Origin of the sequence: Roseburia sp. OF03-24, assembly GCF_003463035.1 — a bacterium.
GTDB classification, from domain to species: Bacteria; Bacillota; Clostridia; order Lachnospirales; family Lachnospiraceae; genus Roseburia; species Roseburia rectibacter.
Genome location: NZ_QSCK01000009.1, coordinates 1 through 23,914, shown reverse-complemented (window position 1 = coordinate 23,914; position 23,914 = coordinate 1). Strand labels below are relative to the sequence as shown.

The 23,914-nt window shown below is 41.8% G+C and carries 25 protein-coding genes; 1 reads left to right on the top strand and 24 read right to left on the bottom strand.

Going from position 1 to position 23,914, the window contains the following annotated elements; all coding sequences use genetic code 11:
* Positions 1-6: 6 nt before the first annotated feature.
* The 18 genes from uvrB to DXA60_RS05860 form a co-directional block, all read right to left on the bottom strand.
* Positions 7-1,989: an excinuclease ABC subunit UvrB gene (uvrB, locus tag DXA60_RS05950; RefSeq protein WP_117920353.1), complete on the bottom strand. Its 1,983-nt coding sequence runs from the start codon at positions 1,987-1,989 to the stop codon at positions 7-9.
* Positions 1,990-2,179: 190 nt separating this feature from the next.
* Complete coding sequence (locus DXA60_RS05945; protein ID WP_186899900.1) at positions 2,180-3,382, bottom strand: FprA family A-type flavoprotein; 1,203 nt, start codon at positions 3,380-3,382, stop codon at positions 2,180-2,182.
* A gap of 1,096 nt (positions 3,383-4,478) precedes the next feature.
* On the bottom strand, positions 4,479-4,664 hold the full coding sequence (locus tag DXA60_RS05940; protein ID WP_117920349.1) for a hypothetical protein: 186 nt from the start codon (positions 4,662-4,664) through the stop codon (positions 4,479-4,481).
* A 27-nt stretch (positions 4,665-4,691) separates the two neighbouring features.
* Positions 4,692-5,069, bottom strand: coding sequence for an SdpI family protein (locus DXA60_RS05935; RefSeq protein WP_117920347.1), 378 nt, complete (start codon positions 5,067-5,069; stop codon positions 4,692-4,694).
* A 910-nt stretch (positions 5,070-5,979) separates the two neighbouring features.
* Positions 5,980-6,915 (bottom strand): MetQ/NlpA family ABC transporter substrate-binding protein, encoded by a 936-nt coding sequence (locus DXA60_RS05930; RefSeq protein ID WP_117920345.1) that lies wholly within the window; start codon positions 6,913-6,915, stop codon positions 5,980-5,982.
* 102 nt (positions 6,916-7,017) lie between these two features.
* Complete coding sequence (locus DXA60_RS05920; protein ID WP_015521960.1) at positions 7,018-7,677, bottom strand: methionine ABC transporter permease; 660 nt, start codon at positions 7,675-7,677, stop codon at positions 7,018-7,020.
* On the bottom strand, positions 7,667-8,704 hold the full coding sequence (locus tag DXA60_RS05915) for a methionine ABC transporter ATP-binding protein (protein ID WP_186899901.1): 1,038 nt from the start codon (positions 8,702-8,704) through the stop codon (positions 7,667-7,669). The genes DXA60_RS05920 and DXA60_RS05915 overlap by 11 nt, the downstream gene beginning before the upstream one ends.
* Positions 8,705-9,085: 381 nt before the next feature.
* Positions 9,086-9,991: a LysR family transcriptional regulator gene (locus DXA60_RS05910; protein WP_117920340.1), complete on the bottom strand. Its 906-nt coding sequence runs from the start codon at positions 9,989-9,991 to the stop codon at positions 9,086-9,088.
* 39 nt (positions 9,992-10,030) lie between these two features.
* Positions 10,031-10,909, bottom strand: coding sequence for a YitT family protein (locus tag DXA60_RS05905; RefSeq protein ID WP_243006778.1), 879 nt, complete (start codon positions 10,907-10,909; stop codon positions 10,031-10,033).
* A gap of 30 nt (positions 10,910-10,939) precedes the next feature.
* Complete coding sequence (locus tag DXA60_RS05900) at positions 10,940-11,425, bottom strand: hypothetical protein (protein ID WP_117920502.1); 486 nt, start codon at positions 11,423-11,425, stop codon at positions 10,940-10,942.
* A gap of 260 nt (positions 11,426-11,685) precedes the next feature.
* The gene (locus DXA60_RS19430) at positions 11,686-11,811 is read right to left on the bottom strand and encodes a hypothetical protein (RefSeq protein WP_256451903.1); all 126 of its coding nucleotides are present in this window, start codon (positions 11,809-11,811) and stop codon (positions 11,686-11,688) included.
* A 152-nt stretch (positions 11,812-11,963) separates the two neighbouring features.
* A complete protein-coding gene (locus DXA60_RS05890; RefSeq protein ID WP_117920336.1) occupies positions 11,964-12,218 on the bottom strand; it encodes an ArsR family transcriptional regulator in 255 nt (84 codons plus the stop codon).
* Between the two features lie 165 nt (positions 12,219-12,383).
* Positions 12,384-13,319: a PfkB family carbohydrate kinase gene (locus DXA60_RS05885; protein ID WP_117920334.1), complete on the bottom strand. Its 936-nt coding sequence runs from the start codon at positions 13,317-13,319 to the stop codon at positions 12,384-12,386.
* A gap of 20 nt (positions 13,320-13,339) precedes the next feature.
* A complete protein-coding gene (locus DXA60_RS05880) occupies positions 13,340-13,519 on the bottom strand; it encodes a hypothetical protein (protein WP_117920332.1) in 180 nt (59 codons plus the stop codon).
* 21 nt (positions 13,520-13,540) lie between these two features.
* Entirely contained in the window at positions 13,541-14,728 is a 1,188-nt protein-coding gene (gene gltS, locus DXA60_RS05875) for a sodium/glutamate symporter (RefSeq protein WP_117920500.1), read from the bottom strand.
* 53 nt (positions 14,729-14,781) lie between these two features.
* Positions 14,782-15,705 carry a TAXI family TRAP transporter solute-binding subunit gene (locus DXA60_RS05870; RefSeq protein WP_117920498.1) on the bottom strand — a complete coding sequence of 308 codons (924 nt, stop codon included), beginning with the start codon at positions 15,703-15,705 and terminating at the stop codon, positions 14,782-14,784.
* Between the two features lie 75 nt (positions 15,706-15,780).
* Positions 15,781-17,265: a C69 family dipeptidase gene (locus DXA60_RS05865; RefSeq protein WP_117920330.1), complete on the bottom strand. Its 1,485-nt coding sequence runs from the start codon at positions 17,263-17,265 to the stop codon at positions 15,781-15,783.
* Positions 17,266-17,293: 28 nt separating this feature from the next.
* On the bottom strand, positions 17,294-17,911 hold the full coding sequence (locus DXA60_RS05860) for a histidine phosphatase family protein (protein ID WP_117920328.1): 618 nt from the start codon (positions 17,909-17,911) through the stop codon (positions 17,294-17,296).
* 228 nt (positions 17,912-18,139) lie between these two features.
* On the opposite strand from DXA60_RS05860, the gene DXA60_RS05855 reads away from it, so the two are divergent.
* Complete coding sequence (locus DXA60_RS05855) at positions 18,140-18,961, top strand: GGDEF domain-containing protein (RefSeq protein ID WP_158570864.1); 822 nt, start codon at positions 18,140-18,142, stop codon at positions 18,959-18,961.
* A gap of 5 nt (positions 18,962-18,966) precedes the next feature.
* On the opposite strand, the gene DXA60_RS05850 is transcribed toward DXA60_RS05855, so the two are convergent.
* The 6 genes from DXA60_RS05850 to DXA60_RS05825 all read right to left on the bottom strand — a co-directional run bounded on the left by DXA60_RS05850 (position 18,967) and on the right by DXA60_RS05825 (position 23,861).
* The gene (locus DXA60_RS05850; protein ID WP_117920325.1) at positions 18,967-20,331 is read right to left on the bottom strand and encodes an MATE family efflux transporter; all 1,365 of its coding nucleotides are present in this window, start codon (positions 20,329-20,331) and stop codon (positions 18,967-18,969) included.
* 111 nt (positions 20,332-20,442) lie between these two features.
* A complete protein-coding gene (locus DXA60_RS05845) occupies positions 20,443-21,654 on the bottom strand; it encodes an MYG1 family protein (RefSeq protein ID WP_117920323.1) in 1,212 nt (403 codons plus the stop codon).
* Positions 21,655-21,675: 21 nt separating this feature from the next.
* The gene (locus DXA60_RS05840) at positions 21,676-22,212 is read right to left on the bottom strand and encodes a hypothetical protein (RefSeq protein ID WP_117920321.1); all 537 of its coding nucleotides are present in this window, start codon (positions 22,210-22,212) and stop codon (positions 21,676-21,678) included.
* 15 nt (positions 22,213-22,227) lie between these two features.
* Entirely contained in the window at positions 22,228-22,512 is a 285-nt protein-coding gene (locus DXA60_RS05835; protein WP_117920319.1) for a hypothetical protein, read from the bottom strand.
* 14 nt (positions 22,513-22,526) lie between these two features.
* Positions 22,527-22,907 carry a lanthionine synthetase LanC family protein gene (locus DXA60_RS05830; protein ID WP_117920317.1) on the bottom strand — a complete coding sequence of 127 codons (381 nt, stop codon included), beginning with the start codon at positions 22,905-22,907 and terminating at the stop codon, positions 22,527-22,529.
* A 162-nt stretch (positions 22,908-23,069) separates the two neighbouring features.
* Complete coding sequence (locus tag DXA60_RS05825; RefSeq protein ID WP_243006777.1) at positions 23,070-23,861, bottom strand: methyl-accepting chemotaxis protein; 792 nt, start codon at positions 23,859-23,861, stop codon at positions 23,070-23,072.
* Between the last annotated feature and the right edge of the window lie 53 nt (positions 23,862-23,914).

Below are 23,914 nucleotides of genomic sequence, written 5' to 3'. Positions count from 1 at the left end.
TTCTTATTACATATCACGCAGCATGCTCTTTAATTCCACCATCTTGTCGCGGTATTCCGCAGCCGCCTCGAAGTTTAGGTCTGCCGCAGCCTTCTGCATCTTCTTCTGGATATCTGCGATCAGCTTTGTAAGCTCGTCCCGGTTCATGGATTCCGGATCTTTTTTGAAATTCATTTCTTCCTTTGCTACCTTCTTAGATACGCTGATCAGTTCCCGCACAGATTTCTGGATCGTTGTAGGTGTAATGCCATGTTCTTCATTATATGCCTGCTGTATCTCACGACGCCGCTTTGTCTCCTCTATCGCGACACGCATGGAATCTGTGATCTTATCTGCATACATGATAACGTGTCCCTCACTGTTACGCGCAGCACGTCCGATCGTCTGTATCAGTGATGTCTCCGATCTTAAGAATCCCTCTTTATCAGCATCTAAAATCGCCACCAGCGTGATCTCCGGTATATCCAGTCCCTCTCGCAGCAGGTTGATGCCGACAAGCACGTCAAATACATCCAGACGCAGATCTCTTATGATCTCAGCACGTTCTAATGTATCAATATCTGAATGAAGATATTTCACGCGGATACCAATCTCACGCATATAATCGGTCAGATCTTCTGCCATCTTCTTCGTCAGTGTTGTGATCAGCACCTTATGATGATCTTTAATCTCTTTATTAACCTCGCCGATCAGATCATCAATCTGCCCCTCCACCGGACGTACCACAACCTCCGGATCAAGTAATCCGGTCGGACGGATGATCTGCTCTGTACGGAGCAGTTCGTGTTCATCTTCATATACATTCGGAGTCGCCGATACAAACAGCATCTGATCTATCTTGCTCTCAAACTCTTCAAAATTAAGCGGACGGTTATCCTTCGCTGATGGCAGACGGAAACCATAGTCGACCAGCGTTGACTTTCTCGACTGGTCTCCCGCATACATGCCGCGGATCTGTGGGATTGTGATATGTGACTCATCCACAATGATCAGATAATCATCCTTAAAATAATCCATCAGCGTATGCGGTGTCGCCCCTGCCGGAAGTCCTGCAAGATGCCTTGAATAATTCTCAATGCCGCTGCAGAATCCCGTTTCTTTCAGCATCTCTATATCAAAATTAGTCCTCTCCGAAATACGCTGCGCCTCAAGCAGCTTGTCCTCACCTTTAAAATACCGGATGCGCTCGTCCAATTCCTGTTCGATCGCTTCACATGCCTTTAAAATCTTCTCCTGCGGCACAACGTAATGGGATGCCGGGAACACGGCAAAATGCTCCAGTTCACATTTGATCTCTCCGGTCAGCACATCAATCTCTGTAATACGGTCGATCTCATCACCGAAAAATTCCACGCGTACTGCCGTATCTCCATAGTTTGCCGGAAAAATCTCTAACGTATCCCCCCGCACACGGAACGTACCGCGGTGAAAATCCATATCATTTCTTGTATACTGGATATCAACCAGGGCGCGGAGTACATCATCCCTGTCTCTCTCCATCCCAGGTCTTAAGGAAACCATCATTCCAAGATAATCTTCCGGGCTGCCCAGACCATAAATACAGGAAACAGACGCCACCACGATCACATCCTTACGCTCCACCAGTGCAGCTGTCGCAGAAAGGCGCAGTTTATCTATTTCTTCATTGATTGCCGAGTCTTTTGCGATATAGGTATCCGTCTGAGGCACATATGCTTCCGGCTGGTAATAATCATAGTAGGACACAAAATACTCCACTGCATTTTCCGGAAAAAACTCTTTCATCTCCCCATATAACTGCGCTGCCAGTGTTTTATTATGGGATATGATAAGTGTTGGCTTATTCAGTGCCTGAATCACATTTGCCATTGTAAAAGTCTTACCGGAACCTGTAACACCCAGTAAAGTCTGAAACTGATTGCCTTCCTCAAATCCTTTTACCAGTTCTTCGATCGCATGAGGCTGATCCCCGGTCGGTTTATATTTTGAATGTAATTTGAAATGATCCATGGTATTCCTCATTTCTCCCAATGAATTTTTCTATCTGGGAACATCTGACATCAATATTTAGTATGATTCTGTTTCCAGTATATCATTCAATCAAAAAAATGTACAGCAAAAATCGAACTTTTGTTCTGTTTTTTCTGTAAAAACAAAGCATAGGACATTGTTTTATCCTATGCTTCGCCCTGCAATCTTACTACATCATACTCTTTACGATCTCATCTGCCAATGCATCCAGCTCTGCCTTCTGACCAGCATGCATTGCGGATTTAATGGTAAGTCCGGCATCGAGTATCGTCATATCTTTCATTTCGCCAAGTTTTTCTTTTACCTGCTTTGCGGCTGTTGGTGCCCAGGTTCCATTTTCCATGACCGCAACCGTCTTTTTCTGAACAGCCAGCGCCTTCATATCAGAAAGCAGGTTTTCCATAACCGGATAAATTCCGGCATTATAAGTCGGTACTGCAAACACCAGATGGCTTGCACGGAAGATCTCACTGATCAGCTCAGAAACATGTGTATTGGATACATCGTAAACTGCAATTTTCTTCACACTGCGCACTGCAAGCGCACCTGCAAGTGCATCTGCAGCAGATGCCGTATTGCCATACATAGACGCATACATGATCACAACCGCCTGATCTTCTGCTTCATAAGTACTCCATTTCTGGTATTTTTCCAGAATATACGGCAGGTTTTCTCTCCAGACCGGTCCATGCAGCGGACAGATCATAGCAATATCAAGTCCTGCTGCCTTCTTTAATAATGTCTGTACAGAGGCTCCGTACTTTCCAACAATATTCGTATAATAACGTCTTGCATCATCCAGCCAGTCACGGTCAAAATCAACTTCATCAGCAAAAATATTGCCATTTAATGCGCCAAAAGAACCAAATCCATCTGCCGAAAATAACACTTTATCCACATCATCATAAGTTACCATCGCTTCCGGCCAGTGTACCATAGGTGCCATCACAAAATGAAGCGTATGCTTTCCGGCTGATAATGTATCACCCTCTTTTACTACAATGGAACGTTCTGCAAAATCTGTTCCAAAGAACTGGTTCATCATCCCAAATGTTTTCGTATTTCCAACGATCTTAACATCCGGATATCTTCGTACAATATCACCGATCATTGCACAATGATCCGGCTCCATATGATTTACGATCAGGTAGTCCAATGTTCTTCCCTCTAAAACCGCCTCCAGATTTTCAAAAAACTGTCCTGCAACGGAAGCATCTACGGTATCAAAAAGAACGGTCTGCTCATCCACCAGAATATAGGAGTTGTAAGATACGCCGCGGCTGATTGGAAAAATATTTTCAAACAATGCCAGTCTGCGGTCACTCGCTCCGATCCATGTAATGTCATCCGTAACTTTTCTAATATTATACATATCCGTATCCCTCTCTCTTTCCATTCTATTATTGGCTTTTCCGGTGAAATCATACCACATGCTTATTTGGGTTTCAACGAACAGAATGTGATTTTATAAATTGTTTATTTTCACCGTTTCTCATATCAAAATCTGATTTCAAATGATAAAATACATGTTTCTCGAATGTTCTATCATTACGTCTATACAATAATAGTAATCATTACTGTTATTATAATATCAAATATTCCAGTTTTTGTCAAATGTTTTTCCATGCTACTTCTCCATGGCAACATCCTACAATCCCCCCGACAAATGATGGTTTGTGGGTGATATGCGTCGCCCGTCCAAATGGTGTGTCGCAGGCTTGTGAGTGGCATCTTACGCAAAGCCGGAGTTAATTTTGGTTCCGTTGTCCGAAAATAAGAAAAGCTAGGTCTGCCTGATTTAGGTTATGGCGGAGTGACGTGACCGGCATTCAACGAGCCATCCTTGGCTCGTGAAGCCTTGTTCTGCCATCCGTGGCAGAACATCACTGTGTAACTACAGGCAGGCCAAGTTTTTCTAATTTTCTCCCAAAGTCACAAAATTAGCTTCGGCTTTGCGCAAGATGCCAGCCTCCAGGTTATGAAACACCATTTGGGTGGGCGGTTCATCTCAAAACTGGGGGCGTAGGTGCGAATTTTCGATATTCGCACAAATGGAAATATGCTTAAAATGCTAATGTGCTGTATCATTAATATTCAACCTAATGACTTCCCAGATTTTCCATCTGCTACATTGTATTACATGAATTTTTTCGTAAATTTCCAGACCAATAACACAAAATATTTTCAAATGTGTATGGCAATAAATATGAGCATAGTGTTATATATCGAGGTTTTTGCCAGTGTAATCAAAAATAACTCCCTATTTACAAAAGTGTGTCTGATGCATACTAGCTCATAACTATACGAAACACCACTCTTTTATTCATTTTCTATTCACTTCTTACTAATGGGTATTCATTTTTACTCTAAGTTGTCGTGCAATTTATTAGAATGGAATTTTGAAAGAGCCAGCACCTTGAATGGACTGGCTCTTTCAATGTCACCTGTAATTGACAAACTGGAATTTCTCACTTCTTCATTTTAGGTGCAATAAGCAACACTACTGTCACAAGAAAATATACACCATACAGCAACCACGTAATAGTATTGTTCCATGGAAAACTCATTTCTGGATGGTTCAATGCATACATTATAAATACAATAGCTATAATCAGCATCATCAAACCGATAATCCTTGATAGACTCTTTTTCATGTAAATCATCTCCTCGTCAAATTGTAGTTATCTACGTGTTCCATCATCATTAAAATGTTTTTTTAAAGCTTTCTCTGTCGGATAAATTGATATAATCATAATAAAGCATTGAATTGTCACAAGAATCAACCCTGCAAATCCAATCGTATTCTTATCACTATGATATAATGGAATATGTATCAAAGCAGATGGTATAATCATTACCCATCCTATTTTCCACCAAATTCTTCCGCAGTAGTCATTCGCAAATTTCCATGTATCCATATTTTTCATTGAGCGAGTTGTTCTGTAGCCTGACATACTATTTATATTTTTTGGACAATGTTTCCACATCATTCTTCCACCAATGACCATAGCAATAGGAATTATCAGATCACATATTAACATAAACCACCAAAACCACATAAACAGCTCCTCCCTTCACGTACCGATTGTATAACAGTAGGCTAACACATGTTGATAAAAAATACTACATCCAAACTAATGTCTGTGATTTGTGATTTGTTTTCCATAATAGTTTCCTTTCAAAAATATTTTATATTTTCTATATCTTGGTGTTTGAAAAACAGCCTCATAGACATTGGTTAATGCTTGTACTCATTACCTTAAAATCACAACCTCTTAAAAAGGCTTCCCAGATTATCTGAAAAGCCTCATTGGTTTGTATTTGAATTTGGACTACTTGATTTTCTAATTGCATACGCAATTCGTGAAATGTATAATTATACTGTTGATACATCAGACACACAAATGTAAATAGGGACAAAAATAATAAACTATTGAATATAGTTATTTGAAAATATTTTTTTAATCAGATTCACACATAAAACACTAAAAATTTACGTCCCCCCAAGGTTGTAAAATAAGTTCCCCGGCGAAGGGTGGTTCACAACTTAGTGGCTGGCAAATCGCATCAAGCCGGAACCTGTTTTGTGACTTTGGGAGAAAATTAGAAAGTCTTTGTATGCCTGTTCACAATACAGTGTTGTGCTGCCACGGACGGCAGCACAAGTCCTAATGTGCCCGGACGGCACATTTAGGACGCACACGTCACTCCGGCATAAAACTAAATCAGGCATACTTAGACTTTCTTATTTTCGGACAACGGAACAAAACAGTCCCGGCTTGATGCAATTTGCCAATCTAAAATCCCCAGAACCACCCTACACGAGGAAACTCATATCACCCACAAACCATCATTTATCAGACAACTCATTTTATTACATTCTAAGCCATCCACAAGGTACAAAAAAAGAACATGACGTCTCCGCCATGCCCTTTCTCTTTTTTATATTCATTTCTGATTAGGAATCAATTAGTCCTCAAATGGAATAACCGCACCATCATAAGTATCGTTGATGAATTTTTTGATATCATCAGATTTTAATACTTTTACAAGTGCCTGGATGCCAGGGTTGTTCTGATTTCCTTCTTTTACAGCGATAACATTTACATAAGTTTTTGCTGCTTCAGAATCAGATGTCTCATATGCTAAGGAATCCTGTGCTACGGAATAACCTGCCTGTAATGCATAGTTACCGTTTAATACAACAAATGCAACTTCCGGTGCTACTCTTGCTACCTGCTCTGCTGCAAGCTCTTCGATCTTGATGTTGTGCGGATTCTCAGCGATATCATTTACAGTTGCCTCTAAACCAGCGCCATCTTTTAAAGTAATGATACCGTTGTCCTGTAACAGTAATAATGCTCTTGCCTCGTTTGTTGTATCGTTCGGTACTGCGATCGTATCGCCATCTGCTAACTCAGAGAGATCTTTCTTTGTTCCCGGATAAATTCCGAATGGCTCATAATGGATACCGCCAGCATTGACAAGGTGTGTACCTTTCTCTGTATTGAAGTTCTCTAAGTACGGGATGTGCTGGAAGTAGTTTGCATCGAACTCACCGCTCTCTACTACTTCGTTTGGAAGTACATAGTCATCAAAAATGGTAATCTCTAAGTCCCAGCCCTGATCTGCAAGAATTTTCTTTGCTTCCTCTAAGATCTCTGCATGTGGTGTTGCAGAAGCTGCTACGGTAATTGTGCCGCCCTCTGTTGTCTGTGTGTCAGCTACGCTCTCGGATGCTTCACTTTCTGCTGCAGTGGTGTCTGCAACTGCTGCATCGTTTGTTTCTGCTGCTGCGTTATTATCTGCAGCTGCATTGCCTGCTGTGTTGCTGCTGCCGCATCCTGCGAATGCAGATACAGCTAAAACGCCTGCTAAGATTGTGGTAAGTACTCTTTTTTTCATAATATAATCCTCCTTGTTTTTCGAAGAAAAATGCGACTGCCCTTGCAGGAGCAGAGGATTTTCCTCCTAAATTTATAATAATGTGAAAAACATTGTTTACGTTTATTTTCTGCGATCTAAATTGCTCGCAAGTTTCATACCGATCGTCTGGAATATCTGGAATAAGATTACCAGTAAAATAACGGTTACGATCATAATATCTGTCTGCCATCTGGTATAACCATAGCGGATTGCGATATCTCCAAGTCCGCCTCCACCGACAGTTCCAGCCATTGCAGAATATCCTAAAATGGTTCCAAGTGAAATGGTTGCCCCTACGATCAGGGATGTGCGTGCTTCCACTAACATAACTTTTGTCACAATCGTAAAATTAGAAGCCCCCATGGAACGTGCTGCCTCAATGACACCTGCGTCCACTTCTTTTAAAGAAGATTCAACCATTCGTGCAATATATGGTGCTGCTGCTATGACAAGCGGAACGATCGTCGCCGTCGGTCCATAGCTTCTTCCGATCAGAAATCTCGTAAACGGAATCAGCACGATCAGTAAAATTAAAAACGGTACGCTTCGGATCAGGTTTGCAATGACATCTAATACCTTGTAAACTGCTGCATTCGGATGGATTCCATCTTTGTCAGTGACCGTTAACAGGATTCCCATCGGAAGTCCGATCACATAACCGATCAGCGTAGATGTCAACGTCATATAAAGTGTGTCTTTGATACCCTCTAACAGCATCATGATAATCTGCTCATTCCACATCTTCGGTCACCTCCTCAACTGCAAGTCCTTTTTCTTTTAAATATTCCTCGATATCTACCTGTAAATGTCTGTCCTCCGGAAGTCCTAAGATCATCTCTCCCTTTGCAACACCACCGACATTCTTGGTGTCTGCCCTTAAAATATTTACCGGCGTTTTAAACTGTAAGATCATATTTGCAATGACCGGTTCAAATGCGGAATTCTCTGAAAAGACGACCCTGATCTTTTTATCCCCCTGCATGCGCTCCTGAACTGCACCCGCTAACGGTGCATTGTTATTGCCAGGCTGATCTCTTAGGATCAGTTCTTTTGCAGCTTTTGATTTTGGATGGGAAAAAATATCCTCTACCAGTCCGTCTTCCACAAGGATACCGTGTTCAATGATCGCCACATGACTGCAGATCTCACGGATCACTGACATCTGATGTGTGATGATCACGATCGTAATGCCAAGTTTTTCATTGATCTCCTTTAAAAGTGAAAGAATGGAAGCGGTTGTCTGTGGATCTAAGGCACTGGTTGCCTCATCACAAAGTAAGATCTTCGGATCCGAAGCAAGTGCTCTTGCGATCGCAACTCTCTGTCTCTGTCCTCCGGAAAGCTGTGCCGGATACGCTTTTTCCTTTTCGGAAAGCCCGACCGTCTTTAAAAGCTCTCTCGCTCTTTCCCGCGCCTCTTTCTTTTTCTTTCCCTGGATCTGCATCGGGAAACATACATTGTCAAGTACACTCTTTTGCATCAGAAGGTTAAAATTCTGAAAAATCATCGCAATATCGCTGCGCTGCCCTCTTAATTCCTTCTCTGTCAATGCTCCTAATTCCTGACCCTCGATCAGCACCTGACCTTCTGTCGGTTTCTCTAAGAAATTTAAGCATCGTACCAGTGTACTTTTTCCAGCTCCCGACATACCGATGATTCCGTAGATATCGCCCTGCTCCACCGTCAGATTGATATCACTTAATGCCTCAACGGTCACTCCCTTTTGTTCAAACTTTTTATAGAGATGTCTGACCTCAATTGCTGCCATACATGTTCTCCTTTCTTCCTGCCCTATGTGAGCACCTGTGTGTGCTCCGCGCTCCATCTTATCACAAATCTGGCATTAAGGCAAAAAAACAGATGCTCCCTCGCGGAAACATCTGTTTTACATTTTCTATCAACGCATAAAATCAGATATCTTCCCGCACACGAAATCGTCCCATACAGCACATACACATCATGCCGCACATGGATCCTGTCATCATCATTTTGTCTGCTGTTGTATAGGTCTTAATTTCTGTACGCATATCTGATCTCTCCTTTCTCCTACTGCTCTGTCTTGATTTGATAGTCCTTATTATAACAGGTAGTTACAGAAAGTGTTAATATTGGAAACCTTGAGTTGGTTATAGGTTTCGCCTATAGCTGATCACATCACATTTTCCCTGTATTTTTTTAATTCTCCGATATAGATCTCCCCGATATGGCTGACTTTTGCCCCTTTCCGCTTCACATAGCCAATGCGCATTTTCTCCGTTTCCTTTAACGGGATTGCCATATAGTCACTGCCGTTTAGTTCCTCACAGATAATTCCGGAACAGAGCGTATAGGCATTTAATCCAATCATCAGATTCAGAAGCGTGGCACGGTCATTTGCCTTAATGAGTCTTTTATAATCATAAGTGCTTTTCATTTCCTCCGCCAGATAAAGGGAATGATGCTCTCCCTGATCAAAAGAAAGACACGGATATGCATCCAGCTCCTCCATCGATATCTCTCCTTTTTTTGCCAGCGGATGTCCCGACCAGAGATAAACATAAGTATCACAGGAAAACAGTTCGATAAATTCCAGTCCATGTTCCCTGATGATCTTATTCATGACTTTTTCATTGAAATCATTCAGATATAAAACCCCGATCTCACTGCGAAAATTCTTTACATTTTCAAGCACATCATATGTCGTTGTCTCATGGACTGCAAATTCATACCGTTCCATTCCAGCCTGTTTTACCGTCTCCACGAATGCCTTGACTGCAAACGTATAATGCTGCATGGATACACTGAACTTTTCTTTAACCTGTTTATCAATATAGCGGGTAGTAAGCAGATGAAACTGCTCCGTAACCTGTCTTGCATATCCTAAAAACTCTTCCCCTTCCGGTGTCACAAGAATTCCACGGTTAGAACGCACAAAAAGATCAAATCCGATCTCTGTCTCTAATTCCCGGATCGTCTCTGACAGACTCGGCTGGGAGAGAAATAACGTTTTTGCCGCCTCGTTCATCGATCCACAGTCCGCGATCGTCAAAGCGTATTTTAACTGCTGCAGTGTCATACTAATCCTCATTCCTGCGTGTGAAAAATATTTTTCACACTAATCTGCATTTTCCTGTTTTAAATATCTCTTCTTACTGGAAAAACCTCTTCCGGACACTTCACTGACTTTATTGATAATCACAAAGGCATCCGGGTCTACTTCATGGATCAGTTTTTCCGTTCTGGCAAGCTCACGCATAGATACCACAGTCAGAAGCATCATTGTATTGTTTCTTAAAAATCCGGTCTCACTGTTTAACAGCGTCACACCGCGGTCGATATCATTTAACACTGCCGTGCGGATCTCATCAATATGGCTGCTGATAACCTTGATCTGCATTTTTGCAGTACCAAGCATCAGACATTTATCCAGTACTGCACTGTATACGATCACAAGCAGGATACCGTAAAGCACCTGCTCTCCACTGCTGTGAAATACCTGAAGCAGTAAGATCAGCATATCAAATACATAAACAGAACTTGAAACCGGGATCTTAAAATACTTATTTAAGATCAAAGGCGGGATATCCATACCTCCTGTGGAAGCTCCCATTCTGATGACAAGTCCGATCGCTGCCCCGATACAGATACCTCCAAAGACCGTGCAAAGGATCAGATCATCTGTGATACGGTAACCACCAAGCAGTCTCGTGATCAATTCGAGTGCGATCGGGTAACTGAACGTACTCACGACCGTATTTGCCGCAAATTTCCATCCAAATGCAAAAAAACCGATCAGAAACATAATCGTATTAAACACAAGTACAAACACGGTGACCGGTGTGTGAAAAACATCATTGACAAACAATGCGATACCTGTCGTTCCACCTGTGATAAGCCCGCTTGGTAAAATAAACATTGCAATTCCAAACGCATAAATACAGTTTCCAAATATTACGATGAGCGTTTCCACTACTCTTTTTAAAATCTGCTTCATAAAAATCCTCATTTCTGCATGTGAAAAATCTTATTCTTCGCGATCTTCATCCATGACATCTTCTTCGTATTCGTCATATGCTCTCTGATGTCTCTTTTTACTGCGGTTTTGATCCTGATGTGTCGTATCACGGATCAGACTTAAGATTCCCTTGTAAATCTCACGTATAATCGCAAAGACAAAAAACATCACAATAAACCCGACTACACCAAAGACAATATCTGCAAACTCCATATTACCGGTGTTCGTTACCTTCTGACCGATCTCGATCGCAAACGTGATCACGATGATCAGCGTAAAAACATAAATCCATGCGATCACCATGACATGATCGTGTTTTGCAAGCCATTTAAAAACCGGATACACCACAAAAATAAACATCATTCCCAAAATTCCAATGACCAAAAAATGCAGTTCCTTGTCGCTGAAATTGTATTCATATGCATCGTTTAAACGAAGCAGATAACTGTGTATCTTTGCGAGCAGTTCCACGATACCATAAAGTAATTCTTTCATAAAAATCTCCATTCTTGCGCTGTCTTTTGCGCATATCAAGTTTGTGCGTAAGCACAAATCTTGTGTGTGAAATATCTTATTTTCACACTGATCTCTTTCTGCCGGAAATTATCGTAATATATCTTTTTTAATTTGTAAAGGCAGAATCCTGCCCGGAGGGCTTTTTATATAATAGGGTATTTCAACGAATTTTGCTATTACATAAAAATACCCGAAATCCTAAGACTCCGGGTATCTCTCATCTACTTTGTAACCACTCATCAATATACATGTTTCTTTGACTTATGTGTCTCTCTTGCCTCTTCTACTGCGGCATGATCTGCAATATTGATCTTGGCTGCCACCTTTTTCTTTTTTAATGGATGTTTTGGATTCTTATCTGACATACTATACGCTTCCTTTCTGCATATCATCTTTCATCCTTTTTACTTTATTTCCTTGCTTCGGTTACGTTATAGCACTATAAATCAGCAAAGTCAAGTATTATCCATCTGTTTTTTTGATATTTTATCATTTCTTATTAATTTTCAGAATTTTTTTACAATTCATAATCTGCACCTAACGCAGCATAATATACACGAAATCCATGCCGCTTCTTCTCCACATAGTCCATCCGGATAAGCAGATTAATAAATTCCTGTATCATGTTCTTCTCCCAGCGTCTGTTATATACTTCATTCACTGCATCTGTTAATTCAGCGGTACACATTTCCTCATTTCTGTCCCACAGGATATTTAAGATCATATTTGCTGTGTCCGGAAGATTGTCTAAAAATACACTTTCCAACTCCATCACTCTGCTCCTCATCTTTCGTAATGCTCCGGCACTTATTGAAACCGTTGCTTTCTGCCCATGAGTTTAGCATAGATTTGACGGCATTAAAATAGAAATGCTCTATATTCTCTTTAACTCGTCCTTTCGGTATTCTACGTTCTTAATTTATAAGATTTTTTATCCTCAGGCATCAATTCCAAGTTCCGCAGGGAGGAATCGCGGACAGACATTTTCGGATGATGTGATCACGGATGCAGCCAGACGTGTTCCAATCTCTACTGCTTCTTTCAACGTTTTCTGATATGTCAGTCCACTTGCCACACCTGCGCAGAACGCATCACCCGCTCCTGTCGTATCTTTTACCTGTACCTTTTTTGCCGGGCACACTCCATAAATACCTTCCCTGTCCGCATATACTGCACCCTTGCCGCCCATGGTAACGACCATGGAAGGAATATTGGCACGTTTTACACAGCCTGCTAGGATCTCTGCAAGTTCTTCCGGTGTCTTTTCACTGTAATCATCAGAAAAAAACATTCCTGCCTCTAACTGGTTGCAGATAAAGCAGTCAAATTTCCGCAGAAAATCTCTTCTCTCTGCCGCAATACTCATATTGCTGACAACCCCGTAAAGCGGTTTTTTGAATTTTTCACACAGATTCACGACTTTTTTGACAATCTCTTTATCCATATCCACTTCGATCACAACGGAATCAGCATTTTCAAAAATCTCATCCCCTGATTTTTCCAGCACATCAAGGATCGGCATCAGATTCGGTCTCTGCGAGATTGAACCGGCAACATCTCCGTGATGATCAAATACCGCAAGCCAGGTTCCCATTCCATTTGGAATCGTCAGCATGTATTCTGTATTTACTTTATGATTCTGTAGTTTGTGAATGACCTCACTTCCAAGTGCTGAATCATCCACGATTCCCAGAAATGTAGGCCGCAGTTCGATATTGGCGATATCTTCCACAACATTACGGCTGACACCTCCATGGATATATTCAATTCTTCCTGCATTTCTTCCGTCCGGAATATAAATATCTTCCGGAAATCCTTTAATATCCACAAATACCGCACCAATTACTACGATTCCATTTTTATTTACTGCCATCTGTTAAAATTACCTTTCTGCTATTTTTTTCTGATATGAATCTCCGGGATTGCCACACTGTCATAGGTGATTCCCGGCTTTTTGTCCTCTTCCTCTGCTGCTTCTTCCGGCTCATGTGTATGGATCTCCGGGACTGCAAGATTATCATAAGTCAGATTATATTCGTGACCTTTCTCTCTTTTCTTTCTGAATTTAAACATAAACATCTCCGTTTCTTCTATTTATAATATATTAATGAAAAATGTGATGACCAGACTGTTGATAAAATCTGCAAATAAACTTCCGATCAGCGGAATAATCAGGTACGCCTTTACGGAAGGGGCATATTTTTCACAAAGTACCTGCATGTTTGCCATAGCATTCGGTGTCGCTCCCATTCCAAATCCACAGGTTCCTGCTGCAATTACTGCTGCATCATAGTCTCTTCCCATCACATAAAATACTACAAATTTTGCAAATACACAGATAAGTATCGCCTGAACTGCTAACAATATGATAAGCGGCAGAGCAAGTGATGCAAGCTGCCAGAGTTTTAATGTGATCATTGCCATTCCAAGAAACAGTGACAGGGAAATACCACCGATATCATTGATCTCACCCATATGGATCACAAATTTACCAGAGTACTCTCCGATATTCCGAAACAGAGCCGCAGCGATCATTGCACCGATATAAATCGGAAATGTCATTCCTGTTTTTGTCAGAATCCAGGAAAAAACAGTTCCAAGTCCGATTGCCAGAATAAGCTGGAATACTGCCGATGCATACATATTTGTATGACGCTCATGTTTCTTCTCATCTTCCACCAAAAGACTGTCATCCTCCGGCACAACCGTATCAAGCAGGTTCTTTTTCTCAATAAGCTGCTTCCCCAACGGCCCACCGATCAGACTTCCGGCGATCAGTCCAAAGGTCGCTGCTGCCGTACAGATCGTTGTTGCACCTTCCACATTCAGATCCTCTAAAACCGGGCCAAACGCACCCGCCGTTCCATGTCCGCCTACCATCGGGATTGAACCGGTACACATGCCGATCAGCGAATCAATGCCAAGCAGACGTGACGTTCCGATCGCAAGTAAATTCTGTGAAACGATCAGAAGAATGACAAGTCCTAAAAATACTGCCAGTGACTTTCCTCCGCTCTTTAATACTTTCAGATTTGCCTGAAATCCTACCGAAGTAAAGAAGAATACCATACACACTTCTCTTAATGTATCATCAAAAGAAATCTCCATAATTCCGCTGCTGTAACAGATGCAGGTGACGATTGCAAACAACAGTCCCCCGACAACCGGTGCCGGGATACAGAATTTTTCCAGAACATGTATTTTTTGTTTTAAATAACTACCGAGCATCAGCACCAGCACTGAAGCTGCCAGTGTCTGATACATATCCAACTGAACTTCCATATTTATCCTTTCAATCTTAATTTCCAAACCGTATCTGATATTCAGATCCGTATCTACTCTGTCGGCACCTCGATGCCGCATTCTGCATAGTATGCTGCCGCCCCCTTATGAAACGGGATCGTGATTCCCCCGATCGCAGACTGCTCATCCTCTTTTAGTCCGATCGATGTCGCATATCTGATATCCTGTTCATGAGAAAACAGAAGTGCCGTCAGCTCCTTTACCGTATCCGCGGATAAACTGTCACCAGCTAACAGCACTGCCTGTACAGACAGTGTTTTTACATCTTCCGTCTGACCGTTATAGGTACCTGCAGGAATCGTATATTCGGAATAGAACGGATATGCAGCCTTTAATCTGTCCCTGCATTTTACATCGATACTTAAAAGCCGTATTCCACATTCCTTTGCGAGTTCCCCGATCACCGTTGTCTGGGTGCCTGCAGTGCAGAAAAATGCATCTATCTCACCCGCTGCAAGTTTTGCTGCCGCTTCCGTATAATCTAAATTAACAGTCTCTGCCATATCCGTGCTGATCCCCTGTGCGAGCAGGATCTGTTTTGCATTCCGCTCTGTTCCTGACTCCTCCGCTCCGATACTGATCGTTTTTCCAAGGAGATCATCTAATGATGTAATATCCGAATCTGCTCTCACCACGATCTGACATGCCTCCGGGTAAAGTGCTGCAACCGCTTTATATCCCTGATATGCTTTATCACGAAATTCCCCTGTTCCATGATAGGCTTCCTCCACCAGGTCTGCCTGCGCAATTCCCAGTTCTATATATTTTCCGGAAAGAAGTCTGATGTTTGCTGCCGATCCGGCAGTATTTCTCGTTTCAAGTTTATAAGAAAAATCCTCTTTATTTGCAAGACTGACAAATGCATTGGAAAATGAATCATACATTCCACCAATGCCCGCAGCTCCAAAACGGATCGTTTTCCGGTTCATACTGCATCCTGCCAACAATAAAATCATTGCCAGCCCAAGAAAAATATAACGACCTTTTTTCAAATTATCTCTTCTCCTTTTCCATTTCCTTTTATCTGCAGGTTATGCATCCGATCTGGCATATGCATTCTTCATCTGACCACTCAGCTCAAACAGCACTTTATCGAGAGTGTCTGCCGTCTCTTTCTTTAACATTCCTGCAACTGCACGATTTGCCTCATGCCGGATCTCTTTTCTTTTTGCTGCATCGGTTTCTTTTGAAAGCAGATCATCATACCGGTTGATCAGTTCATGACCTTTTGCCAGTACATGCTCTTTATATCTTTCAATATGGAATACCGAACTCCGGTAAGACGCATCAGCCATTGCCGCGATCATTCTGCTCGACCAGTAAAAATTATCTGTAGAAACCTCATCTGTGGTATTGCAAAGGTAATCCGGGGTCTCATCAATATCTGCATAAAATGGAACCAGCACGTTGAACGCATTGGATGCAAATGCGATCCACTCGATCACATTACAGTCATGCTCCATCTCAGGGCGCATCTGGATCACTGCCAAAAAGTCATTGCGGTTGATCCCAATCGAGCGGTATGCGCCACGCATATTTTTCTCTCCGTATGCCGCATACGGATCGTACGGTTTCCCCTGAAAATGGGAGGACAGTACATATTTTACATCTTCCACTGTAATTTTCTTTTCCGGTACCATGCACCACGGGATATCATCCGACTGCGGTGTATAGTCCGCATTTTCTCCATCCCAGACTTTTGTATGGGGATTTAAACAACGCTCCATATACCATGCTCTCGGTGTATTGTATACGTGATCTGCATCATCGTGGCTGCCAAATGCATCACGCGGATTCAGGCTGCCATCCATTGAGAGGTTCAGATGATTTTTTTCTATAAATTCTTTCATATCAGAAGAACACATATATTCTTTCTGTTCAGATAGTGCATCTTCAAGATCAAACTGATCAATACCAAGCTGATTTGGCATGACAACGTACACATCATCCGGCACCCTTCTTGCGATCCAGTGATGCCCACCGATCGTCTCAAGCCACCAGATCTCATTCTGATCCTGAAATGCGACTCCGTTCATCTCATATGTGCCATACTGTTCCAGCAACGATCCAAGGCGTTTCACGCCCTCTCTTGCACTGCGGATATACGGTAAAACAATACATACGATATCTTCCTCACCGATTCCGCCCGGGACTTCTTCTTTCCCGTTTTCTGCCGGCTGAAGTTCAACCAGAGGATCTGCGCCAAGCACACGCGGGTTTGATGTGATCGTCTCCGTTGCCGTCATCGCAACATTTGCCTCATTGACACCTGCCGCTGCCCAGATACCTTCCCCATCCACGGCATTCGGCACTGCCGTATAACGCATCGGATCATCCGGAAGTTCAATCGTCACATGCGAAAGAACAGATTTATATGTTTTCGGCTGCTCATCCGGATGGACGACAACAAATTTCTTCGGTGTAAAATGTCCGGAACCGGAATCATCATTTCTCGCGATCATTGTAGATCCGTCATAGGATGCATTTTTTCCAACAAGTATTGTAGTACACGCCATTTTTATTATCTCCTCTCGCGTATTTTATCTATTCTGCTTCATCATAGAAAATTTTGTCTTTTTCCAATACTGTCCCAACACCGTCTTTTACTTCAACGATGCAGACAGAACAGTTTTTCGGAATGCCGCCACGCCAGATATCCTCTTTGTCTTCATAAAAATTAGCTAAAAGACAGCGTCCGGCTGCCCCATGTGTTGATATAAAGATCGTGGCATTTTCATATGCCTTGTTCTGTACCAGCGACTGATAAAAATCTTCGGTCCGTTTTAAAACATCTTTAAAACTTTCTCCGCCCGGTGCTTTCATGCAGTGATAAGGATCATTGTAAAATTTATCAATAAAATCCGGTGGAAGAACTTTGCTGTCTTTCACACATTCTCCCTCCCAGTCGCCAAAAGAAAGTTCTATGATACGTCTGTCTGTGATCATCGGAAGATGTCTGCCCGCCATCACAAGCTCTGCTGTCTGTTTTGCTCGGATCAGCGGGCTGGAAATGACAAGATCAAAATCAATGTCTTTCATTCCTTCACCTGTCAGTTCTGCCAGACGCACACCTGCGTCATTTAACATGATATCATGCTGTCCCTGCAGTTTTTTCTCTTTATTCCACGATGTTTCACCGTGTCTGATTATGTATAATTTCATATTTTCTGCCTTTCTGTATTTTAATCTCATGCGATAGCTATTGTACCATAACGTTGTTTTATTTGAAATATGCCGGAAAACATTATATACTATTCTCATCTTATCAGAAAAGAGTAATGTATTTATGGATTCGGACCAGGTACCTTTTTCTGCGGCATGTGTGCACTGCTCATCCTTCTGAGCAGTTTTTATGGCGTCCATTTTGGACATACAAAACGGGCCTCCTATTTGGTAGTCTCACTGCTTACTTTTATAGAATTTCCGTTTCTTTATTATATTTATCATACAAATACGATCGTTTACATGATTTTAAGCATCGCTGCCATCGCCATTTTCATCCCGGCCGCCCACGCCCTGATTTTTGCAGCTTTAGCCGTTTTCTGTGATGTTTTTATCGTAATTTTTTCTTATTATCATCCGGCTCCATGGGCTGTGATCACAGAACAGGAGGCATTTTATTCCACCCTTTGTTCTCTGGTAATTTCTCTGTTTTGCGTATTTATGGTCACTTTACTTTTAAAGGTTCAATATGAAAAACAGGCCAACGATCTAAGAACCCTGGGCGAACAGTTAAAAAACGCCGCTGACCACGATACACTGACTGCACTTTATAACAGACGTTATCTGAACCAGTATTTAGAGCAGCTGATTCAAAATGATCATACTGATTTTTATGCTGTTTTACTGGATTTAGATTTTTTCAAGAAAATCAATGACACCTATGGGCATGTATTCGGTGACGAAGTGTTGGTTACTTTCAGTCGGATTTTAGAAAAGTATCTGCCGGATGGCGGAATTGCTGTCCGCTTTGGCGGGGAAGAATTTATGCTCATTCTTCCCAACACTACTGAAAACAATATCCGCAATCTTTTACAATGCATGAGAACCGACTACAAACAATTCATAAAAGAAAAGAAAAATACCGTTTACTCTTTCAGCAGCGGCATTGCACAATACCAAAATGGAATGGAGATTTCCACCCTCTACAGTCTCGCCGACAAAAAACTATATTGTGCAAAGAATGATAACCGGGATAAAGATGTATTTTAACCAGCTTACAGATCCTTTTTAACCGCTTTTCCCAGACATTTTTTCCGTACAAAGTAATAACAGATCACCTGCATCACGATCGTAGCCAGCCAGGATGCCGGGTACGAAATAAACAGGAAATACAAGGATCTGTGATACGGAAAGAATGCAAAAATCCATAATATACGCATTCCAACTGTACCGATCACAGACAATATCATCGGAACCGAAGAATATCCCATTCCACGCAGTGCTCCCGGAAAAAGATCCATGATACCGCAAAGGAAATATGGCACTGTAGTAATTGAAAGAATCTCTACTCCACATGCAACCACATCCGGTTCTTTGGTATAGATCGTCAGTATCTCTGCTCCAAAGAAATATGCCCCACATCCAAGCACAGCAGCAACTCCAACCGATAAAATCAGACAGTCCAGAAGAACTCTGTCCATACGCTTATATTTTCCTACACCAAAATTCTGACTGGTAAAACTCATACACGCCTGTGTAACAGAATTTACAGAAACATACAGGAAACCAAGCAGATTATTTGCTGCCGTATATCCCGCCATTGCTGTTGCGCCAAAGGAATTAACAGAGGACTGTAACAATGCATTTGAAAAATTGATGACTGTACTCTGGATTCCCGCCGGAACTCCCACCTGAAAAATCTGTTTTAAATAAACACCTTTTATAGAAAGTTTTGATAAATGAAGCTGATAGCTTCCCTGCGTTTTACAAAGGCAGCGTAAAACAAGAATACAGGACACACACTGTGAAATGATCGTTGCGATCGCAACGCCGGCAACATCTAAATGAAATACGATCACCAAGATCATATTCAGCACCGCATTGATACAGCCGGATATAATAAGGAATAAAAGCGGCCGTTTTGTATCCCCGACTGCCCGAAGTATTGCCGCACCATAATTATAAAGCATAAAAAATGGCATTCCCATAAAATAGATCCGCATATATAAAGTCGACTGACCGATCACATCATCCGGTGTGCCCATCAGTTCCAGCGCTCCCTTTGCAAACAGTACACCAACAAATGCCATCACCACACCGCTGATCAGTGCCAACGTAATCGCCGTATGTACGGTCTGTGACATTTCTTCCTCCCGTCCTGCAGCATAAAATCTTGCTGCAAGCACATTTGCTCCAAGTGAGATCCCGATAAAAAGATTCACAAATACATTGATCAGTGCCGTTGTCGAACCTACTGCTGCAAGTGCCTGACTGCCGCTGAACCGTCCCACAACGATGATGTCGACCGCATTAAACATTAACTGTAAAATTCCAGAAAGCATTAGCGGAAATGCAAACGATATTAATTTATCCATAATGGTGCCATTGCACATATCAATTTCATATTTATTATTTTTCATTGCTGCTCTCACCTTTCTTCCTTACACTGTTTCATAAAATAAAATAAGATATACAATGCCTGTTTTGCATTGCATATCTTACTGCCTTTTTTGGGCTTCGTCAATCAATTTTCAAGAACCCGACGGGATACGTACGATATATCGCTCTCCATCACATTCTGCCAGTGTTAAAACCGGAATATGTTTTTTTCGAAGCTGATGTACGATCGGATAAGTCAAAAAAACATCCCCTTCCACATAAACAGCTTCCGGTTTTTCTTTTAAGACCTGTTTTACCTGATCTTTGATACGGCTCTTCCACTCCTGCTTTTCCATCAAAACTTCCCCATAGATTCCCTGCAGTGTAAGTTCCGGAACATCCGGCAGCACGCAGTGTGATATGCGGGCATGCTCCATTCCCGGCAATTTCTGCAATAATTCATCTGCTTCCTTTCCACCGCCAAGATTTACGATCACGGGTTCCTCTTTAAAGCAGGACAGACTGATCTTACATGCTGCGACAGCATCTTCTAATGTGCCAGCCGTCATCAGAAAGCCACCTTTGTGGCAGAAACCGGCGCTGGAAAGTCCTGTTGCCTGTACCAGCTCTTCATTCTCCAGTCCAAGCCATTTTTCCGGGAAACTGCACTTATAATTCATGGAATATTCTCTTTTTTGCGGCTGGATACAATATCCACCACGATTAGATGGAAAGATCACAAACGCTATCTCCGTCTCTGAAAGCCTTTTCTGGCAGGGAATAAATTCCGGCAGGACGAGTATTTTTGCATCAGACTCCTTTTGCTGTGACTCTAAAATTTCCTCGATCCTTTTATCGGCACGCTCATTTCCAAGATAACGCTCAAATTTATTTTCCAGTATCATACCTGCGACACCGACCGCCTTAAAAAAAGCATCATCACTGCTGCCTGACGCATCCCAGGTTGGATTAAAGTTTCCGATCAAGGTTGCAAGCTCGTTTTTTTCTCCCGTATTATCATTGTTATCGAGAGGCTGCACAAACGCCTCATCAAAAGTCTGCGCGAGTTCTTCCCCTAAAATCCCGGTCCCAAGCTGCTCCCAAAGCAGTCCAAATGCCGCATACGGCACTCCATTTTCACGGACTCTGCTGTCCTTCTGATGATGATCAAATTCCCCACGCCCAATATCAAATACGATTCCGTCATAATCTTCCGGGACTTTATTGCCACGTGTAATCGTAATCTCCGGATTCAGATAGAGCAATAATGCCGAGGAAAAAACATCGTCCGCATGGAACTTTCCGCCGTGTGTAAATGCCTTTGCATCTTTTCTTGTGATCTGCTGTAATAATGTATGATTCATGATCTGATCAATTTTCTCCTGCTATCTGTAAATATTCGTCGATAAATATTTGAATGCATTGTCTGCATAGATCGCAACGATCGTCTTTCCCTTTGTTTCCGGTCTTTTTGCAATATCCGTTGCAACTTTGATCGCTGCTGCAGCAGACTGACCAAGAAAGATTCCATCTGTTCTTACCAGATCACGTCCAACCTCATATGCAAGATCTGCATTAACCTCAACTACTTCATCATACTGAAAATCAATATCTCCGCCTGTAGCATCCCAGATTTCAGGACCGGTAGTTGCGATATGTACATTCGGGTTTTCCGGATTTCTGCCCTGATTGATATAATACCAGCCATGCTCATCTGCATACTTCTGAAGCAGATCGTAAAACGGATCGAATGCCAGTCCTTTTTCTGCGATCAGTTCCGGCACTCTCGGAATATCTTTAAATTCCAGCTTTGCAAGTACCGTAGCATCTAAGTCATGTTCTTTTTCATAGTTAGTAACTTCGACTAACGGTGTCTCTCCCACTAATTCTGCGATTGAATGATAAATTTTTCTCTCTGCCATCTTTTCATTCCCCATTTAGTTAAAATAATTGTATTCTACTGTCTGTATCCATTCTTTTCCTTCCAGTACCCCTGCTAAAGATAACAGACTCCATGCATTTCCTGTTGTTCCAATGTATAAACCGGTATAGCTGTGGACATTCTGCGGTATCGTTCTCCACCAGTTTCCATACCAGTTTCTCTTTTTCTGCTGTTTATAGATATCTCCCGGTTCATCACCCACAAACGACTGGCTGATGATAAATCTTGCTGTCCGTTTTGCATACCCTAAAAACTCATCCTCACCGGTAATCTTATACATGGAAATAAAATGCTCTAAGATACCCGGTGTTCCTTTGTGGCATTGTAAAGAATCGTATATACCCAGCCGATTCCGGATGTACCATGTGCCATGTTGACCCAGAAAACATCTTTCGGAAAATCAATGATCGTAAGATCAACCACATTCCAGTAGCGTCCTCCATGCGGTGCAGGTGTACCCTTCTTCAGGAGGAAATCTCCAAATGATTTTGCATTTTTCAGATATTCCTCATTCTCTGTCACCTGATACAGTCTTAAGTAAAACAGACCAATTCCTGCTGAACCGCCATATAAAGCCTTTGGTGTAAGCATCGGATAATCGGCAAAATCTTCGTCTGAATCCGGGCTCTGTACACAGTATATTCCATCTTCTGCCGTAACCTTTGTGGCATCCACCCATCTCTCTGTCTATTTTGCGATCTCAATATAATCCTGTGTTTTATATTCTTTGAATAATATGTTTTTTGGCATTTTTATAACCCCTGATTGCACTTGTCTTTTGTTATCTGGTAATATACGCTTTTATTTCTACTTTGTTAATAGGAATTATATGATATGTTAGATTTTAAACTGTCGGATATTCATTTCAAGCTCATCAACAATTTCTTTATTGTTCGAAACTACATCCACGATCTTCTTAAATTCTTCATTGATCTGCGACATATATTCTGAATTAACCGCCACTTCCTCTTTCTGTTTATCAAACCCATCCATGATGCCATTCACATAATAATGAATACGCTCCATACTCTGCCCCAGTTCATCTATATACCCCTCAAACTTTTCCATCTGTTCTTTAAAATTATGTGCATCATTTGCATATTCCTCACCGGTATGTACAAGGACATCATAATCAGAAATAACATTTGTTTTCACATAGTTTAGCAGTTCAAACGAAGCCTCCGCTAATTTAGCTACAATATCTACGATAAATGTATTTATCTTTTGAATTTCACCTGCAGTCTTTGACGACTCCTCCGCAAGACTGGATATCTCGTTGGCCACAACTGCAAATCCCCTGCCGCTTTCTCCCGCTCTTGCAGCTTCAATACTGGCATTCAATGCAAGCAGATTTGTCTGGTCTGCAACATTAAGGATCTTGTCTGTAAGCTGCTGTATCCGCTCCACTTCCTTTGATTCTTCAATTTTATCTTCAAGTGTTTTTCCAATTCTCACGATCGTATTCTGCATACGCTCTCTGGCTGATACCGCATCTTCTTCTAGCTTTTCTGCTTTTGATCCAACCTCACCAATATATTCAGCCTGCGATTTTGCCTCATTTATGACAGATGACATCATCTCATTATTATTCTTTGCATTTTCGGCGATCTTGTGAACCAGATCACTCATTTCAAGGTAAGTACGTAATCATCTGTACCTTGCCTTTAAAAAAAACATGCCGC

Excerpts from the sequence above, each read along its gene's own strand:
- DXA60_RS05890 (WP_117920336.1), bottom strand. The coding sequence starts at position 12,218 with ATGGAGTTGGAAAGTGTATTTTTAGACAATCTTCCGGACACAGCAAAT.
- DXA60_RS05870 (WP_117920498.1), bottom strand. The coding sequence starts at position 15,705 with ATGATTTTATTGTTGGCAGGATGCAGTATGAACCGGAAAACGATCCGT.
- uvrB (WP_117920353.1), bottom strand. The coding sequence starts at position 1,989 with ATGGATCATTTCAAATTACATTCAAAATATAAACCGACCGGGGATCAG.
- DXA60_RS05940 (WP_117920349.1), bottom strand. The coding sequence starts at position 4,664 with ATGAAAAAGAGTCTATCAAGGATTATCGGTTTGATGATGCTGATTATA.
- DXA60_RS05930 (WP_117920345.1), bottom strand. The coding sequence starts at position 6,915 with ATGAAAAAAAGAGTACTTACCACAATCTTAGCAGGCGTTTTAGCTGTA.
- DXA60_RS05865 (WP_117920330.1), bottom strand. The coding sequence starts at position 17,265 with ATGGCGTGTACTACAATACTTGTTGGAAAAAATGCATCCTATGACGGA.
- DXA60_RS05915 (WP_186899901.1), bottom strand. The coding sequence starts at position 8,704 with ATGGCAGCAATTGAGGTCAGACATCTCTATAAAAAGTTTGAACAAAAG.
- DXA60_RS05945 (WP_186899900.1), bottom strand. The coding sequence starts at position 3,382 with ATGTATAATATTAGAAAAGTTACGGATGACATTACATGGATCGGAGCG.
- DXA60_RS05840 (WP_117920321.1), bottom strand. The coding sequence starts at position 22,212 with ATGGCAGAGAGAAAAATTTATCATTCAATCGCAGAATTAGTGGGAGAG.
- DXA60_RS05845 (WP_117920323.1), bottom strand. The coding sequence starts at position 21,654 with ATGAATCATACATTATTACAGCAGATCACAAGAAAAGATGCAAAGGCA.
- DXA60_RS19430 (WP_256451903.1), bottom strand. The coding sequence starts at position 11,811 with ATGTCAGATAAGAATCCAAAACATCCATTAAAAAAGAAAAAGGTGGCA.
- DXA60_RS05860 (WP_117920328.1), bottom strand. The coding sequence starts at position 17,911 with ATGAAATTATACATAATCAGACACGGTGAAACATCGTGGAATAAAGAG.
- DXA60_RS05825 (WP_243006777.1), bottom strand. The coding sequence starts at position 23,861 with ATGAGTGATCTGGTTCACAAGATCGCCGAAAATGCAAAGAATAATAAT.
- DXA60_RS05850 (WP_117920325.1), bottom strand. The coding sequence starts at position 20,331 with ATGAAAAATAATAAATATGAAATTGATATGTGCAATGGCACCATTATG.
- DXA60_RS05835 (WP_117920319.1), bottom strand. The coding sequence starts at position 22,512 with ATGTATAAGATTACCGGTGAGGATGAGTTTTTAGGGTATGCAAAACGG.
- DXA60_RS05920 (WP_015521960.1), bottom strand. The coding sequence starts at position 7,677 with ATGTGGAATGAGCAGATTATCATGATGCTGTTAGAGGGTATCAAAGAC.
- DXA60_RS05905 (WP_243006778.1), bottom strand. The coding sequence starts at position 10,909 with ATGAAGCAGATTTTAAAAAGAGTAGTGGAAACGCTCATCGTAATATTT.
- DXA60_RS05885 (WP_117920334.1), bottom strand. The coding sequence starts at position 13,319 with ATGGCAGTAAATAAAAATGGAATCGTAGTAATTGGTGCGGTATTTGTG.
- DXA60_RS05880 (WP_117920332.1), bottom strand. The coding sequence starts at position 13,519 with ATGTTTAAATTCAGAAAGAAAAGAGAGAAAGGTCACGAATATAATCTG.
- DXA60_RS05900 (WP_117920502.1), bottom strand. The coding sequence starts at position 11,425 with ATGAAAGAATTACTTTATGGTATCGTGGAACTGCTCGCAAAGATACAC.
- DXA60_RS05910 (WP_117920340.1), bottom strand. The coding sequence starts at position 9,991 with ATGACACTGCAGCAGTTAAAATACGCTTTGACGATCGCGGACTGTGGA.
- gltS (WP_117920500.1), bottom strand. The coding sequence starts at position 14,728 with ATGGAAGTTCAGTTGGATATGTATCAGACACTGGCAGCTTCAGTGCTG.
- DXA60_RS05935 (WP_117920347.1), bottom strand. The coding sequence starts at position 5,069 with ATGTGGTTTTGGTGGTTTATGTTAATATGTGATCTGATAATTCCTATT.